Source organism: Massilia paldalensis (assembly GCF_044901715.1).
In the GTDB taxonomy this organism is placed as follows: domain Bacteria; phylum Pseudomonadota; class Gammaproteobacteria; order Burkholderiales; family Burkholderiaceae_D; genus Telluria; species Telluria paldalensis.
This window is the reverse complement of record NZ_JBJCIU010000002.1, coordinates 17,955-31,912: the sequence shown is the minus strand read 5'-3', so window position 1 is coordinate 31,912 and position 13,958 is coordinate 17,955. Positions and strand designations below refer to the sequence as shown.

Genomic DNA, 13,958 nt, shown 5'->3' with positions numbered 1-13,958 from the left:
GCCTTAAAAGGAGAAATTGGAAAGGACATCGGGCATGCCGCCCGCGACGGCTTCGGCCTCGTTTTCTGCCAGCTTGGCGGCGTCCCAGATCTCGAAATGGGTTCCCATCCCGAGCATCATCACTTCTTTCTCCAGTCCCACTGCACCGCGCAGTTCGGGCGCAATGAGCACCCGGCCCGCGCCGTCCATCTCGACATCCGACGCATTCCCCAGGAAAATGCGCTGCCACGCGCGGGCCGACATCGGCCACGCGGCAATTTGTTCGCGGTGTTCCTCCCACACGGGGCGGGGAAAGAACAGCAGGCATCCATGCGGGTGTTTCGTGAGCGTCATACGGCCTTCACATTGCTGCATCAAGGCGTCACGATGCTTGGCCGGGATTGACATCCGTCCCTTTGCATCGAGATTGATCGCTGACGCGCCCTGGAACACGTTGTACCTAGTTTTGGAGAGTTATCAGTCTGATTATTTTTTGGCGCCGGGAGACCTCAAGATCTCCCACAAAACTGCACTTTTTGCCACCTTTGCCCACTTTAGAGGAAGCGTTGTCTGTGGTCAAGCGAATTCACGTTCTGAAAAAGCGTAAATTGCTAATGAAACCAAGGACTTAGCGCACTTACTTCAGAGAACGCTAATTCAAAATGTTGAGCAAAATTAGGGACTTAGCCAAGACAGTGCATGTGCTACCTCATCTGCGCACATGTGTTTATATATTGATTAGCATCAACCTTTTAACCACAGGTAGTCCGTGAGACGCGGCGCCCAGGAAATCGCAGATCGATGCAAGGCGGGTGAGAATGGCAGCAAAATGCCGGGCGGAAGATTTCTTTTACTAATGGTTTCATATTGCCGGGAAGTAAGTAAGCACTTACCAGTGCAGTGCACGCTTTTCGGCTGCCGGAAACGGACTTTATTTTCACTATTGCAATATTCAACACCTGCCCCACTTGCTCGACAATGTCCATGACAGGGAGGCAAGCATGTTCGGCACGGCGCATCCGCAGCCGCCGCATCGCAAGGAAGTGGCGATGCAGGTCGTGCAGCACGAGCAACAGCGTTTCGACAAGATGCTGACGGTCGAGGAGATTCCCGGCGGCCCCGTGGGTCCGCCACCCCGATCGAGGCGATCCGCTTCGACGTAGTGTATACCCTGGGAGAATACCTGAGCCTGGCAGGCGACCACGTGGCCTTCCTCTGACGCCGCAGGCATGCCGGCCGGCGCCGGCGCACGGCGCTGCTGGCGGCCGTTGGCCTGCCCCTGCTGGCCGCGGCCTGGATTGCCGGCCCGGCCTGGCTGGGCATGGCGCTGGCACTTGCCGCCCTCCTTGTGCTGGCCAGCCATCCCGTCACGATTCCGTTCTGGATGCTGGTGCTGGGCACGCCCCTCTTCCTGTTCAAGAAGCGGCGCATGCCCTCGTGTTCGTTCCGCATCGGCTGTGGCGGCATCGAGCGCACCAGCCGCACGGGGACCCTCGTGCGCGCCTGGTCGGACGTGACGACGGTGCGGCGCTACCGCCGGGGCTACCTGCTCCTGCTGGACAAGGGGGCGGTGCCGATTCCGTACCGGTGCATGGACAAGGCACAGCAGGAGGCATTTCGCAAGTTGGCCCGGGCACCGGTGATATCAGTGAGCCGAGCAGGCGCGGACAGGAACAGGACGTCAAAAACCCGAGATATTTCTTTATCTTGAAGAGACATCCGTAACGAAATTCGGATAAAAAACCCGTCATAGATGACGTCTTATTTGCTATAAGGGTTTATCTTTGATAGGGTTGAACCATGCCCAAAAAACTCTCCAGCGCTGCCATGTGGCCTACTCTGGTACAGGAGCGCCTGACTGAATGGGGTCGCTGCGTCAATGTTCAGCGCCTGCAACAAAGGATCACGGTTGCCGACCTGTGCCAACGATTGGGTATTTCCGAACCAACCCTGCGGCGCCTCGAACGTGGCGATCCCGGCGTCGGCGCGGGCGCCTATCTGAATGCGTTGTTGACGCTTGGGGTGGGCGAGCAGGCGACACCGCCCTTAAGACCTGAACTATGGCAAAAGGCGCCCGGCAAGCGCGTGAGACCGACGAAGGAGGAGTCACACCACGATGCCGACTACTTCTAGACCGCTGTATGTCTATCTGCAGCGTCCGGACAATGGCGATTGGCTGACCGTTGGCCGCTACCTGAACACGCATTCCGGCGCCGGAAGTTTTCGCTATGCGCCATCCTATGTCGACAGCGGCTCGAGCTGGACGATCGATCCGATCAACCTCCCGTTCATGCCTGCCACCGAATTCGCCGCCCCACGCTACGGGGGGCTGCACGACGTGCTGCGCGACGCTTGCCCGGATGCCTGGGGACAGGCGGTACTGCGGCGCGAACATCATCTGCCGGACAATGCGACGCCGCTCCAGTATCTGCTCAAGTCAAGCAACCTCGATCGCTGGGGGGCGCTCGCCGTCGGTACGCAGCCACGCTTCTCGGGCGCCGTCCTGAACAGCCCGCCTCTGCCGATGCTCGACCACCTGGTCGAAGAATTGGCCGCCTTGTCGGAACGTCGCCCACCCATACGCGCGGCGCTACGGCGCCGCCTCGTCCAGACGGCAAGCGTAGGCGGCGCCCGCCCGAAAGCCACGGTACGCGACGACGCAGGCAACTATTGGCTGGTCAAGCCGGAGATCAGGACCGACCCGGCGGACATTCCGCGTCTGGAACACTTCGCCCAGCAATGGGGCGCGGCCAGCGGCCTGGACTTTGCGCAAACGATCCTCCATCCGATGGCCGCGGGACGCAGCGCCGTCCGTGTACGCCGCTTCGATCGCAGCCACCTGCAGCGCTTCATGTGCGTGAGCAGCGCTTCGCTGCTGCAGACGGAATATCCGGGCACCCTGGCCGGCAGCGACCGCTGGAGCTATCCGCGCTTGGCGGACGAGCTGCGGCGCGTCGGCGCGCCGCCGGAAGACGGCATTGAACTATTTGGAAGGATGATCTTCAATGCCGTGTGCGGCAACGACGACGACCATGTACGCAACCATGCCATCGTCTATCGTCACGAGCAGAAACGCTGGCGCCTGGCCCCCGCCTTCGACGTCGTTCCGAATCCCGCGGATACGCCGCATTACCTGGCAATGCAGCTGTCGCGAGCCCGCTTCGACATCGCCCGCGACGCCGTGCTGACGGATGCGCTGCGCTTCGGATTCGGCAGCCGCGACGAATGCGCACGCTGCCTGGACGACTTGCTGGTCCGCATCGAAGCGGCGTTCCCACTAGTGGCGCACTGGCTGGACGGCGAATGGCAGACCATCCTGCACGAGCGCATGCGCCACGTGTTCTCGCTATTGCGCGGCTGAACATCACTCCTCCAGCTTGACGTCCTCGCTCTTCGCTTCTTCCATCGCTTCCGGCTCCAGCAGTTCCGCTTCCTTGTTGAAGCGGACGAACAGGCCCCAGCCCGCCATCAGGATGCCGGCCGCGACCAGCACCGAGGCCGCGTGCGGCAGCAGTTCCGGTTCCTCGTGCAGGGCCTTGAAGATGCCGACCAGGCCTTCGATCGACAGCGCCACGACGACGACGACCATGAAGCGCGACAGGTAGCGGCGCACGCGGGTCGGGGCGCTGATGTGGGCGTCGCGCACCACTTCTTCCTCGTTGATGGTCTGGGCGATCTGCAGCGACACGACGGCGATCGCCAGGAGGCCGATCGCCTCGATGGCCTGGTCCGCGCTCTCGGCCGCTTCCAGGCCGATGCCGGCGATGCCGGTCTGCACGGCGAGCACCGTCAGGAACACCGACAGGACGATGAACAGCAGCGCCATCACGCCGTGGGCAAACCCAAAGAATCCTTGCAAGAATTTCACGTCGACTCCGATCAATAATAAATTGATAACATGGAGCCGATTGTGCCTCATCCCGCCGCGGCTTGCCCACACGGCAGCATCAATGGTGCTCAGGCAAAGCCCATGCACGGGCATGCGCTACCGCCCTGGCCCAGCGCGCCATCAGTTCGTCGCGGCGCGCACGTCCCATCTGCGGTTCGAAGCGGCGCTCGACCTGCCACTGCGCGGCGATTTCCGCGCGCGATGCCCAGAAGCCGACGGCCAGGCCCGCCAGGTAGGCCGCGCCCAGCGCCGTCGTTTCGGTGACGCGCGGGCGGATCACGGGCACGCCCAGCAGGTCGGCCTGGAACTGCATCAGCAGGTCGTTGCGGGCCGCGCCGCCGTCCGCCCTCACCTCGTGCACGGCGCAGTCGACGTCCTTCTGCATGGCGCCCAGCAGTTCCGCGCTCTGGAAGGCGATGGCCTCGACGGCGGCGCGCGCGATGTGGGCGGCCGTGGTGCCGCGCGTCATGCCGACGATGGTGCCGCGCGCATAGGCATCCCAGTGCGGCGCGCCCAGGCCCGTGAAGGCGGGCACCAGCATCACGCCGCCGCTGTCGGGCACGGACGACGCCAGCGCCTCGACGTCGCCCGACTGCCTGATGATGCCCAGGCCGTCGCGCAGCCACTGCACGGTGGCGCCGCCCATGAACACGCTGCCTTCCAGCAGATAGTCGGTGTGCCCCCCCACGTTCCAGCCCACGGTGGCCAGCAGCCGGTTGTACGACTGCGGCGGCACGTCGCCCGCGTGCATCAGCATGAAGCAGCCCGTGCCGTAGGTATTCTTGACCATCCCGCGCCCATGGCAGGCCTGGCCGAAGGTGGCCGCCTGCTGGTCGCCGGCGATGCCCGCGACGGGAATCGCGCGCCCGAACCATGTTTCCTGCGCCGCGCCGAGGTCCGCGCTGCTGGGCACGACTTCCGGCAGCATCGATGCGGGCACGCCGAACAGCGCCAGCAGTTCCGGGTCCCAGCGCAGGCTGTTGATATTGAAGAGCATGGTGCGCGCGGCATTGCTGGCATCCGTCACGTGGCGGCCCGTGAGCTTGTAGGCGAGCCAGCTGTCGACGGTGCCGAAGGCGAGCTCGCCCCGCTCGGCGCGGATGCGCGCGCCCGGCACGTTGGTCAGCAGCCATTGCAGCTTGGTCGCGGAAAAATAGGCATCGACCTCCAGGCCGGTCTTGCGCTGGATCAGCGGCGCCTTGCCCGCCTCGCGCAGCGCATCGCACAGGCCGGCCGTGCGCCGGTCCTGCCACACGATCGCATGGCACAGGGGTTCGCCCGTGCGGCGGTCCCACACGACCGTCGTCTCGCGCTGGTTGGCGATGCCGATCGCGGCCACCTGCGCCGCGTCGACGCCGCTCTCGGCCAGCACCCGGCGCGCGCAGGCGAGCTGGCTGTTCCAGATATCGAGCGGATCGTGCTCGACCCAGCCCGGCTGCGGGAAATGCTGCGGGAATTCCTGCTGGGCGCTGGCGAACACCTGGCCCGCGCGGTCGAACAGGATGGCGCGCGAGCTGGTGGTGCCCTGGTCGAGGGCAAGGATGTACTGCGGCATCGGACTCCTCCATGTATGGCCGTCGGCGCGGCCTTCTGACCCGTCCATTGTGCCTGCTTTCGGCGACGGCATGGCCACGCGGCGCCGCGGGATGGAGCGCCGGACACCTGCCGGCCAGCGACGCGGCAATGCAAAAGGGGACGGCGCCTGCGCACCGTCCCCTTCGACGAATCCAAAGTAAAGCAGGCCGATAGGCCGGATTCTGTGTAGCGGTTGCCCGCTATGACAGCCATTCCTCTAGGCGCCGAATTACTCCGGCGCTCAAGCTTCCTACCCGCACGCTCCGCGAGCAACCTCAACGCGTGCCTATTTGGAATTGCTCCAGGTGGAGGTTACCGCGTTTCACCGTAACTGAATACGCTCGTCTCTGTGGCCCTATTCCTCGTCTTGTACCAGGCTTGCGCCCGGATTTCGACGGACGGCCGTTAACCGTCACCCTGCTCTATGGAGTCCGGACCTTCCTCCCGCCCACGACCTTGCGGCGTGGACCAGCGGCTGCCTTGGCCTGCTTCACGGGCGCTATTGTAACCGATGCGCCGTGCTTACATCCGGCCCGTCTCGAGCCAGCGTTGCACCTGCGTCACCTCGGCCGCGCGCGCGGCGGCGTCGGGCGGTGCCGGCAGCAGCACGTCCGGCGCGATGCCGACGCCGTCGATGCGCATGGCGGGCAGGCGCGTCGTGCGGCTCGTCCCGTAGCTCAGCAGGAAGCGGCCGGACGGCAGCGGATGGCGGCGCACGTTGGCCACGTCGAGCACGCCGGCGGTCGGGCGGCCCACGATCTTCACGCGAAACCCGGTGCGCGCCTGCAGCACGAATTCCTCGCAACTGCTGCCGCACTCGCCGTCGGTCAGCACGGCCACGCGGGCCGGGCGCTGCGGCTCCAGCGCGATCGCCTTGGTGGCGATGCGCTCCGTACCAGGCAGCACGAAGCTGCCGTTGGGCGCGGCGCGCATGCTGGCGATGACCGGCGCCAGTTGCCGCTGGCAGGCTTGCGGATCGCCGCTGCCCTGGCACACGGCTTCCTGGGCCTGGATATTGGCCGGCGTGACGAAGAATTCGGCGCGGTAGTAGCGCAGGTCGCCATCCAGCAGCCAGCCCAGCAGCGGCGCATAGGTACCGTCCGCACCACCGCCGTTGCCGCGCACGTCGATCACCCAGTTGCGGTGGGAGACCAGTTCCGCGCGATGGTCCGCCACCAGCTTCCTCACGGCCGCCGCCTGGGTATCGTTGAAGCTCGGCAGCACCAGCAACAGCGTATCCTTGCCCAGCACCTCGAAGCGCGGCGCGCGCGGATCGGCGCCGCCTGCCGCCGGCTTCGCCGCGGCGGCGCCGACGTCTTGGACCGGCCGCACGCCGATGTGGTCGGGACGCCAGGCATGCACATACGTCTTCAGCAGCGCGATGCACTCGGCTTCCTCCCTGACCGCGGCCGTCGCGGCGCGCGCCTTGTCGAAAGCGGCGCGGATGGCCGCGCCATGGTCGGCCAGCGCGTCGGCCGCGCCGGCGTCGTTGGCTTCCAGGAAGGCGGCGGCGTCCTCCAGGTCGGCAAGGCATTGCGCGGGCGCGAGGGACTGGGCGGCGGCGGGAGTGCAGACCGATACCGCAGCCATTACCGTGGCAGCCGCCAGTGCGGCGGCCAGGGACGCGGCCGGAGCGAGCAGGTTCGGCGAACGCATATGCATATCCTTATGGCAACTCTTCGCTGCCCATCATACCGCCGTTTTTGCTATTTTTGACATTCCATGTCGCCATTTCAAAAGCCAGCCCGACAGCCCTCCCCTAGAATGCCCGGATGCCACATCGATAAGGATGACTCACCATGACGCACCCTTCCCGCAGCGGCGGCCAGATCCTGGTCGACGCCCTCCAGGTCCACGGCGTGGACACCGCCTTCGGCGTCCCCGGCGAAAGCTATCTCGACGTGCTCGACGCGCTGCACGATTCGCGGATCCGCTTCGTCGTCAACCGCCAGGAGGGCGGCGCGGCGTTCATGGCCGAGGCCTACGGCAAGCTGACGGGCAAGCCCGGCATCTGCTTCGTCACGCGCGGGCCGGGCGCCACCAATGCGTCGATCGGCGTGCACACGGCCTACCAGGATTCGACGCCGATGATCCTGTTCATCGGCCAGGTCGGCACCGACTTCATGGACCGCGAAGCCTTCCAGGAGATCGACTACCGCCGCATGTACGGCCAGATGGCCAAGTGGGTCGCGCAGATCGACCGTGCCGACCGCATCCCCGAATACATCGCGCGCGCCTTCCAGGTCGCGACCAGCGGCCGCCCCGGCCCCGTCGTGCTGGCGCTGCCGGAAGACATGCTGGTGGCGCAGGCGGCCGTTGCCGACACGCGCCCCTACCAGCCGACCCAGGCCGCGCCGTCGGCGGCCCAGATCGCGCAATTGCGCACGCTGCTGGCCGGCGCCAGGAAGCCGCTGCTGCTGCTGGGCGGCGGCACCTGGACGGCGCAGGCCTGCGCCGACGTGACGGCCTTCGCCGAGGCGAACGCGCTGCCCGTCGCCTGCGCCTTCCGCTTCCAGGACCTGCTCGACAACGACCACCCGCACTACGCGGGCGACGTCGGCATCGGCATCAATCCGAAGCTGGCCGCGCGCGTGAAGGAAGCGGACGTGCTGATCGCCTTCGGCCCGCGCCTCGGCGAGATGACCACCAGCGGTTATTCGCTGCTGGCGTCCCCGGTGCCGCAGCAGCGCCTCGTGCACATCCATCCGGACCCGGAGGAGCTGGGCAGCGTCTACCAGGCCGAACTGATGATCGCGGCCGGCGCGCCGCAGGCAGCGGCCATGCTGGCCGCGATGGAACCCGTCGATGCGCACGCCTGGCGCCACACGGTGGCCGAGGCCAGGGCCGAACTAGCGGCCTGGCAGCGGCAGCCGCCCGTGTTCCAGGACGGCAGCGCCCCGCTCGACCTGTGGCAGCTGGTGCAGGACCTGCAGGCCGCGCTGCCGCGCGACACCATCGTCACCAACGGCGCCGGCAACTACGCCACCTGGGCGCACCGCTTCTGGCGCTACGGCGCCATGCGCACCCAGCTGGCACCCACGAGCGGCGCGATGGGCTACGGCGTGCCGGCCGGCGTCGCCGCCAAGGTCGTGCATCCGGAGCGCAGCGTCGTCACCTTCGCGGGCGACGGCGAATTCATGATGACGGGCCAGGAGCTGGCCACCGCCGTGCAGTACGGCGCCGGCGTGATTTTCCTGGTCTTTAACAATGGCATGTTCGGCACCATCCGCATGCACCAGGAGCGCGAGTATCCGGGCCGCGTCTCGGGCACCCAGCTGCACAACCCGGATTTCGCGGCCCTGGCCAAGGCCTATGGCGGCCACGGCGAAGCGGTCGAGACGACGGCGCAGTTCGGCCCCGCCCTGGCGCGCGCGATGGCCTTCACGCGCGAGCGCAAGCTGCCGGCGCTGATCGAGCTGCGTTACGACGGGAACTGGATCACGCCGGGGGCGACGCTGGAAACGATACGCAGGAATGCGGAGGCGAGCAAAAAAACTTGAATACCCGTCGTCCCCGCGCAGGCGGGGACCCAAGGTTGCATGCGTCTCCGCGACGCTACGGAAATTGGGCCCCTGCCTGCGCAGGGGCGACGTGGCTGCTTATTTGATGCCGAGGCTGCTGTCCACGCCCAGCTCCGCCGGCCACGGCACGGGCGCGTCGAAGGCGCTGCTGGGCGCCGGCGCGCCGGCCGGATGGGTGAGGAAGGCGGCGACGAGGGCGATGAAGACCCACACGACGACATTGCGCAGCGATGCTGCCGTGCCGCTCACCGCATGGTCTCCGGAGATGAGCCGCTTGAGGTATTTGGAAACGTTCACGATGACCCTCTTATGAGGCATTCTTCTATGGATGTTCACAATCTATACCAGGCGCCGGCGATTTGCCAGTACAGGGCGTGCGTACATGCCTGCGAGCAGCATTCTCGCCACACTATGGCTGGGCTGATGCGCTCATGATGCGTTCAGGATGCGTTCAAGATGGCATTCCGGCAAGCCGAACGGCGCGTACGGGGTTTTGTCGATAAATAAAACTCTTGCTTGCTCTGATAGAATACGCGCGACCCCTATTTCGACATGCCCCACGGGCATGGACACGCAGTACCCTCCCCGAATACACCATGTTTAGTTTCTTCAAGAAGAAAAAACCCGAAGCCGAGGCGCCGGCCGCCGACCAGGCTGTCCCCGCCGCGCCCGAAGAGCAAGCCGAACAGCCCGGCTTCCTGCGCCGCCTGTTCGGCGCCGACCCGGACGCCGTCACGACGCCGGCGCCCGTGCCCGTGCCTGTGCCCGTGCCGGAAGCACCGCCCGCGCCCGAGTCGCCGCCGGCGCGCGACGCCACCAACATCGACCCGATCGCGCAACAGGTCGCCGAAGAGGCCGCCATCCTCACGAGCGGCTACGAAGGCCAGCTGTTCCCGGAGACGGCCGAGCGCCCCGGCAGCGAGGCGGAAAAGAAGAAATCCTGGATGGCGCGCCTGAAGGCGGGCCTGGCCAAGACCTCGAACAACCTGTCGCTGCTGTTCGTCGGCGCGCGCATCGACGAAGACCTGTACGAAGAGCTGGAATCGGCGCTGCTGATGTCGGACGCCGGCATGGACGCGACCCAGTTCCTGCTGGACAACCTGCGCCGCAAGGTCAAGGAAGACAAGCTGCTGGACGCCGCCGCCGTCAAGGCCGCCCTGAAGGAGCTGCTGGTCGACATGCTGCGCCCGCTGGAAAAGCCGCTGGAACTGGGCCGCCACGAGCCGCTGGTGATGATGATCGCGGGCGTCAACGGCGCCGGCAAGACCACCACCATCGGCAAGCTGGCCAAGCACATGCAGCGCCATGAGCAATCGGTGCTGCTGGCCGCCGGCGACACCTTCCGCGCCGCCGCGCGTGAGCAGCTGATGGTCTGGGGCCAGCGCAACAACGTCACCGTCATCTCGCAGGCATCGGGCGATCCGGCCGCGGTCGCGTTCGACGCGGTCCAGTCGGGCAAGGCGCGCGGCGTCGACGTCGTCATGGTCGACACGGCCGGCCGCCTGCCGACCCAGCTGCACCTGATGGAAGAACTCAAGAAGATCAAGCGCGTGATCGGCAAGGGCATGGATGGCGCACCGCACGAGGTCCTGCTCGTCATCGACGGCAATACGGGCCAGAACGCGCTGGCCCAGGTGAAGGCTTTCGACGACGCGCTGGAACTGACGGGCGTCGTGATCACCAAGCTGGACGGCACCGCCAAGGGCGGCATCCTGGCGGCCATCGCCCGCACCCGTCCGGTGCCCGTGTACTTCATCGGCGTGGGCGAGAAACTGGAAGACCTGCAGCCTTTCAGCGCCGACGAGTTCGCCGAAGCGCTGCTGGGATAAGCATCGATGATCGAGTTCCAGTCCGTCTCCAAGAAATATTCCGCCGACGCCGTCGCCCTGTCCGACGTGTCCCTGCACATCGCCAAGGGCGAGCTGGTCTACCTGGCGGGCCCGTCCGGCGCCGGCAAGTCGACCCTCATGAAGATGGTGGCCGCGATCGAGCGCCCGACTGCGGGCCGCGTCATCGTCAGCGGCCACGACGTGGGCCGCCTGAAGAAGGCCGGCGTGCCGTTCCTGCGCCGTAACCTGGGCCTGATCTTCCAGCACCAGCGCCTGCTGAACGACCGCCACATCCTGGCCAACGTGATGCTGCCGCTGATCGTCACGGGCGCCCCCAAGGCGCAGGCCGAGCAGCGCGCCCGCGCGGCCCTCGACAAGGTCGGCCTGCTGGAGCGCGCGACCGCCCTGCCGATGGAACTGTCGGGCGGCGAGCAGCAGCGCGTGGCGATCGCGCGCGCCATCGTCAACCGTCCGCAGATCATCCTGGCCGACGAGCCGACCGCCAACCTCGACCGCGCCGCGGCCGACAAGGTCATCGACGCCCTGCACGCCTTCCACGCCGTCGGCGTGACCTGCGTGATCTCGACCCACGACGAACAGATCCTCGACAGCGCCGCGCGCGTGATCCGGCTGGAGCATGGACGCGTCGTGCAGGGTGCCGTCGTGCCCGCAGGAGGTGCGGCATGAACATCTGGTTCCGCCAGCACCGCTTCGCCCTCGGCGCCGCCCTGTCGCACGTGCGCAAGGCGCCGGGCAGCTTCCTGTTCAACGTCCTCGTCGTGGCCGTGGCCCTGGCCCTGCCCTTCGCCGGCGTGACCCTGCTCGACAACGTCAAGCCGATGTCCGAGCAGTTGTCCGTCGATCCCGAGATCAGCCTGTTCCTCAAGGCCGGTACCTCGCGCGAGGAAGCGCAGGCGCTCGCGCCCCAGCTGCGGCAGATCCTGCAGGGCAGCCGCGCCAGTCTGGTGTTCGTGCCGCGCGAGCAGGCGCTGGACAGCCTGAAGGACAAGAGCGGCCTGTCCGACGTCCTCGAGACGCTGGGCGACAATCCGCTGCCGGACAGCTATGTGATGAAGCTGGAAGGCTTCGCCGCCAGCGCCGACGCCGCGCGCGTGGACGGCATCGCCGAACAGATGCGCCTGCTGCCGGGCGTGGACACCGTGCAGGTCGACTCGGCCTGGGTCAAGCGCCTGGCGGCCCTGCTGGGCGTGCTGCGCCTGGCCCTGCTGCTGCTGGCCGTCACACTGAGCGTGGTGGTGATCGCGGTGGTGTTCAATACCATCCGCCTGCAGGTGCTGACCCAGAAGGAAGAGATCGCCGTCTCGAAGCTGCTGGGCGCGACGGACAATTTCATCCACCGTCCGTTCTACTATACGGGCGCCCTGCTGGGCTTGTTTTCCGGCGCGGTGGCGCTGGGCGCGGTGGCACTGGCGCTGCGTCCGCTGAACACGGCGATCGCCGAGTTCGCCCGTTTGTACGCCTCGGAATTCCAGCTCGCGGCCCTGCCACCGCTGGGCATCGCCGCACTGCTGGCGATCAGCGCCGGCCTGGGCCTGGTGGGCGCGATGCTGTCCGTGCAGCGGCACCTGGCGCGCCTGCGTTAATTGCAAATGTACTAATCAATACCCCGAAATTCGACGTCGGGGTATTGAATTCCCGCAAATCGCCCGCATCTCCATTTCTCGTCTTGCCTCCTGCTCGCCAGCCAATTCCGCCAGCAGACACGGGATTTCCGCCTACAAGGGTACGTGCGCCACTTCACAGACCCTGACTCACGACGCCCCTAACCTGTCTCCAACAGCTATCAAACGGTACGGGCGGCACGTTTGACCCAAATCAACCGAACTACTTGTACCTGCTCTACATTGGAATCACCTGCTGTTTTTCGATTCCCAATGGCAATACTTTAACGAAACTTAAACTGCTCGTCGCAAATATGGTGGTTCCTAGCACTCCCTACAAGAGAGTGCTAATATAAGGACAGACTATCGCGGGAAGTGTATTCGATAGGCACCGTCCACATCCCGTATCGCCAACCGGCAGCGCCTTCGGGGCGCCGGAAATGGCAGAGACGATGCAGTACAGCTACTACGAGGGAATTGACTATGTCCGCACAATCCGCATTGGTTCCGGCCGGCAGTCGTGCTCTGGGACTCGGTTTCAACGGCAATATCGGCAACATCGACGCCTATATCTCGGCGGTCAATCGTCTGCCGATGCTGACCCACGAGGAAGAAGTATCGCTGGCAAAAAACCTGCGCGACAACGGCGACCTGGACGCCGCTCAGAAACTGGTGATGTCGCACCTGCGCCTGGTCGTGTCGATCGCGCGCGGCTACCTGGGCTATGGCCTGCCGCACGCCGACCTGATCCAGGAAGGCAATATCGGCCTGATGAAGGCCGTCAAGCGCTTCGACCCGAACCAGGGCGTGCGCCTGGTGTCGTACGCCATGCACTGGGTCAAGGCCGAGATGCATGAATATATCCTGAAGAACTGGCGCCTGGTGAAGGTCGCCACGACCAAGGCCCAGCGCAAGCTGTTCTTCAACCTGCGCAGCAATAAGCAGGGCCTGGACGCCATGTCGCCGCAGCAAGTTGACGACCTGGCCAAGATGCTCGACGTCAAGCGCGAAGAAGTGATCGAGATGGAAACCCGCCTGTCGGGCCGCGACATCGCGCTGGAAGCGCCGACCGACGACGAAGACGACAAGTTCTCGCCGATCGCCTACCTGTCGTCGGACCAGCAGGAACCGACCAAGGTGCTGGAAGCCGAGGAAGTGGTGCGCCTGCAGTCCGAAGGCCTGGAAACGGCCCTGGGCAAGCTCGACCCGCGTTCGCGCCGCATCGTGGAAGCACGCTGGCTGGCCAACGACGACGGCTCGGGTGCGACCCTGCACACGCTGGCCGAGGAGTTCGGCGTGTCGGCCGAGCGCATCCGCCAGATCGAATCGGCCGCGCTGAAGAAAATGAAGACGGCGCTGGCGGCTTACGTGTAAGCCTCCGCGCGGCAGCAAGAGAAAGGCACCTGCGGGTGCCTTTTTTATTACCCATCAGCGTCGCCCCTGCGAAGGCAGGGGCCGAATTCTCATGCGCAGACGATAGCTCTGGAAATTGGCCCCCTGCCTTCGCAGGGGCGACGTGCAGGATGTGCGGGCGAAAGGAGTC

Annotated in this window: 14 protein-coding genes and 1 other RNA gene; 9 read left to right on the top strand and 6 right to left on the bottom strand. The window is 65.8% G+C overall.

What is annotated here, in order from left to right; all coding sequences use genetic code 11:
* Positions 1 to 3: 3 nt before the first annotated feature.
* Entirely contained in the window at positions 4 to 432 is a 429-nt protein-coding gene (mraZ, locus tag ACI1V7_RS09955) for a division/cell wall cluster transcriptional repressor MraZ (RefSeq protein WP_404531607.1), read from the bottom strand.
* 548 nt (positions 433 to 980) lie between these two features.
* Here mraZ and ACI1V7_RS09950 point away from each other — a divergent pair.
* The 4 genes from ACI1V7_RS09950 (at position 981) to ACI1V7_RS09935 (ending at position 3,340) form a co-directional block, all read left to right on the top strand.
* Positions 981 to 1,142 (top strand): hypothetical protein, encoded by a 162-nt coding sequence (locus ACI1V7_RS09950; RefSeq protein WP_404531606.1) that lies wholly within the window; start codon positions 981 to 983, stop codon positions 1,140 to 1,142.
* A gap of 158 nt (positions 1,143 to 1,300) precedes the next feature.
* Positions 1,301 to 1,690, top strand: coding sequence for a YcxB family protein (locus ACI1V7_RS09945; RefSeq protein ID WP_404531605.1), 390 nt, complete (start codon positions 1,301 to 1,303; stop codon positions 1,688 to 1,690).
* A gap of 89 nt (positions 1,691 to 1,779) precedes the next feature.
* Positions 1,780 to 2,112, top strand: a complete 333-nt coding sequence (locus ACI1V7_RS09940; protein WP_314540486.1) for a helix-turn-helix domain-containing protein — start codon at positions 1,780 to 1,782, stop codon at positions 2,110 to 2,112.
* A complete protein-coding gene (locus tag ACI1V7_RS09935; protein ID WP_404531604.1) occupies positions 2,096 to 3,340 on the top strand; it encodes a type II toxin-antitoxin system HipA family toxin in 1,245 nt (414 codons plus the stop codon). The genes ACI1V7_RS09940 and ACI1V7_RS09935 overlap by 17 nt, the downstream gene beginning before the upstream one ends.
* A 3-nt stretch (positions 3,341 to 3,343) precedes the next feature.
* On the opposite strand, the gene ACI1V7_RS09930 is transcribed toward ACI1V7_RS09935, so the two are convergent.
* From ACI1V7_RS09930 to ACI1V7_RS09915, 4 genes are all read right to left on the bottom strand, one after another.
* Positions 3,344 to 3,847: a hypothetical protein gene (locus tag ACI1V7_RS09930; RefSeq protein ID WP_404531603.1), complete on the bottom strand. Its 504-nt coding sequence runs from the start codon at positions 3,845 to 3,847 to the stop codon at positions 3,344 to 3,346.
* A gap of 79 nt (positions 3,848 to 3,926) precedes the next feature.
* The gene (gene glpK, locus ACI1V7_RS09925) at positions 3,927 to 5,423 is read right to left on the bottom strand and encodes a glycerol kinase GlpK (protein ID WP_404531602.1); all 1,497 of its coding nucleotides are present in this window, start codon (positions 5,421 to 5,423) and stop codon (positions 3,927 to 3,929) included.
* Positions 5,424 to 5,598: 175 nt separating this feature from the next.
* Positions 5,599 to 5,935: RNase P RNA component class A (gene rnpB / locus ACI1V7_RS09920), an RNA gene on the bottom strand.
* 30 nt (positions 5,936 to 5,965) lie between these two features.
* On the bottom strand, positions 5,966 to 7,099 hold the full coding sequence (locus ACI1V7_RS09915; protein WP_404531601.1) for a S41 family peptidase: 1,134 nt from the start codon (positions 7,097 to 7,099) through the stop codon (positions 5,966 to 5,968).
* 143 nt (positions 7,100 to 7,242) lie between these two features.
* Here ACI1V7_RS09915 and ACI1V7_RS09910 point away from each other — a divergent pair, with 143 nt between their 5' ends.
* Positions 7,243 to 8,943 carry a thiamine pyrophosphate-binding protein gene (locus ACI1V7_RS09910; protein WP_404531599.1) on the top strand — a complete coding sequence of 567 codons (1,701 nt, stop codon included), beginning with the start codon at positions 7,243 to 7,245 and terminating at the stop codon, positions 8,941 to 8,943.
* 99 nt (positions 8,944 to 9,042) lie between these two features.
* Here the strand turns inward: ACI1V7_RS09910 and ACI1V7_RS09905 are convergent, their stop codons facing one another.
* Positions 9,043 to 9,261 (bottom strand): hypothetical protein, encoded by a 219-nt coding sequence (locus tag ACI1V7_RS09905; RefSeq protein ID WP_404531598.1) that lies wholly within the window; start codon positions 9,259 to 9,261, stop codon positions 9,043 to 9,045.
* A 299-nt stretch (positions 9,262 to 9,560) separates the two neighbouring features.
* Here ACI1V7_RS09905 and ftsY point away from each other — a divergent pair, with 299 nt between their 5' ends.
* The 4 genes from ftsY to rpoH all read left to right on the top strand — a co-directional run bounded on the left by ftsY (position 9,561) and on the right by rpoH (position 13,789).
* Positions 9,561 to 10,793: a signal recognition particle-docking protein FtsY gene (gene ftsY, locus ACI1V7_RS09900; RefSeq protein WP_404531597.1), complete on the top strand. Its 1,233-nt coding sequence runs from the start codon at positions 9,561 to 9,563 to the stop codon at positions 10,791 to 10,793.
* Positions 10,794 to 10,799: 6 nt separating this feature from the next.
* Entirely contained in the window at positions 10,800 to 11,480 is a 681-nt protein-coding gene (locus ACI1V7_RS09895) for a cell division ATP-binding protein FtsE (RefSeq protein WP_404531596.1), read from the top strand.
* Positions 11,477 to 12,397 (top strand): permease-like cell division protein FtsX, encoded by a 921-nt coding sequence (ftsX, locus tag ACI1V7_RS09890; RefSeq protein WP_404531595.1) that lies wholly within the window; start codon positions 11,477 to 11,479, stop codon positions 12,395 to 12,397. The genes ACI1V7_RS09895 and ftsX overlap by 4 nt, the downstream gene beginning before the upstream one ends.
* A 501-nt stretch (positions 12,398 to 12,898) precedes the next feature.
* Positions 12,899 to 13,789, top strand: a complete 891-nt coding sequence (gene rpoH / locus ACI1V7_RS09885; RefSeq protein ID WP_290412563.1) for an RNA polymerase sigma factor RpoH — start codon at positions 12,899 to 12,901, stop codon at positions 13,787 to 13,789.
* The last annotated feature ends 169 nt before the right edge of the window (positions 13,790 to 13,958 follow it).

What these genes read in the sequence shown, in the direction of transcription:
- ACI1V7_RS09950 (WP_404531606.1), top strand. Translation starts at nt 981, where the DNA reads ATGTTCGGCACGGCGCATCCGCAGCCGCCGCATCGCAAGGAAGTGGCG.
- ACI1V7_RS09945 (WP_404531605.1), top strand. Translation starts at nt 1,301, where the DNA reads ATGGCGCTGGCACTTGCCGCCCTCCTTGTGCTGGCCAGCCATCCCGTC.
- ACI1V7_RS09940 (WP_314540486.1), top strand. Translation starts at nt 1,780, where the DNA reads ATGCCCAAAAAACTCTCCAGCGCTGCCATGTGGCCTACTCTGGTACAG.
- ACI1V7_RS09935 (WP_404531604.1), top strand. Translation starts at nt 2,096, where the DNA reads ATGCCGACTACTTCTAGACCGCTGTATGTCTATCTGCAGCGTCCGGAC.
- glpK (WP_404531602.1), bottom strand. Translation starts at nt 5,423, where the DNA reads ATGCCGCAGTACATCCTTGCCCTCGACCAGGGCACCACCAGCTCGCGC.
- ACI1V7_RS09915 (WP_404531601.1), bottom strand. Translation starts at nt 7,099, where the DNA reads ATGCGTTCGCCGAACCTGCTCGCTCCGGCCGCGTCCCTGGCCGCCGCA.
- ACI1V7_RS09910 (WP_404531599.1), top strand. Translation starts at nt 7,243, where the DNA reads ATGACGCACCCTTCCCGCAGCGGCGGCCAGATCCTGGTCGACGCCCTC.
- ftsY (WP_404531597.1), top strand. Translation starts at nt 9,561, where the DNA reads ATGTTTAGTTTCTTCAAGAAGAAAAAACCCGAAGCCGAGGCGCCGGCC.
- ACI1V7_RS09895 (WP_404531596.1), top strand. Translation starts at nt 10,800, where the DNA reads ATGATCGAGTTCCAGTCCGTCTCCAAGAAATATTCCGCCGACGCCGTC.
- ftsX (WP_404531595.1), top strand. Translation starts at nt 11,477, where the DNA reads ATGAACATCTGGTTCCGCCAGCACCGCTTCGCCCTCGGCGCCGCCCTG.
- rpoH (WP_290412563.1), top strand. Translation starts at nt 12,899, where the DNA reads ATGTCCGCACAATCCGCATTGGTTCCGGCCGGCAGTCGTGCTCTGGGA.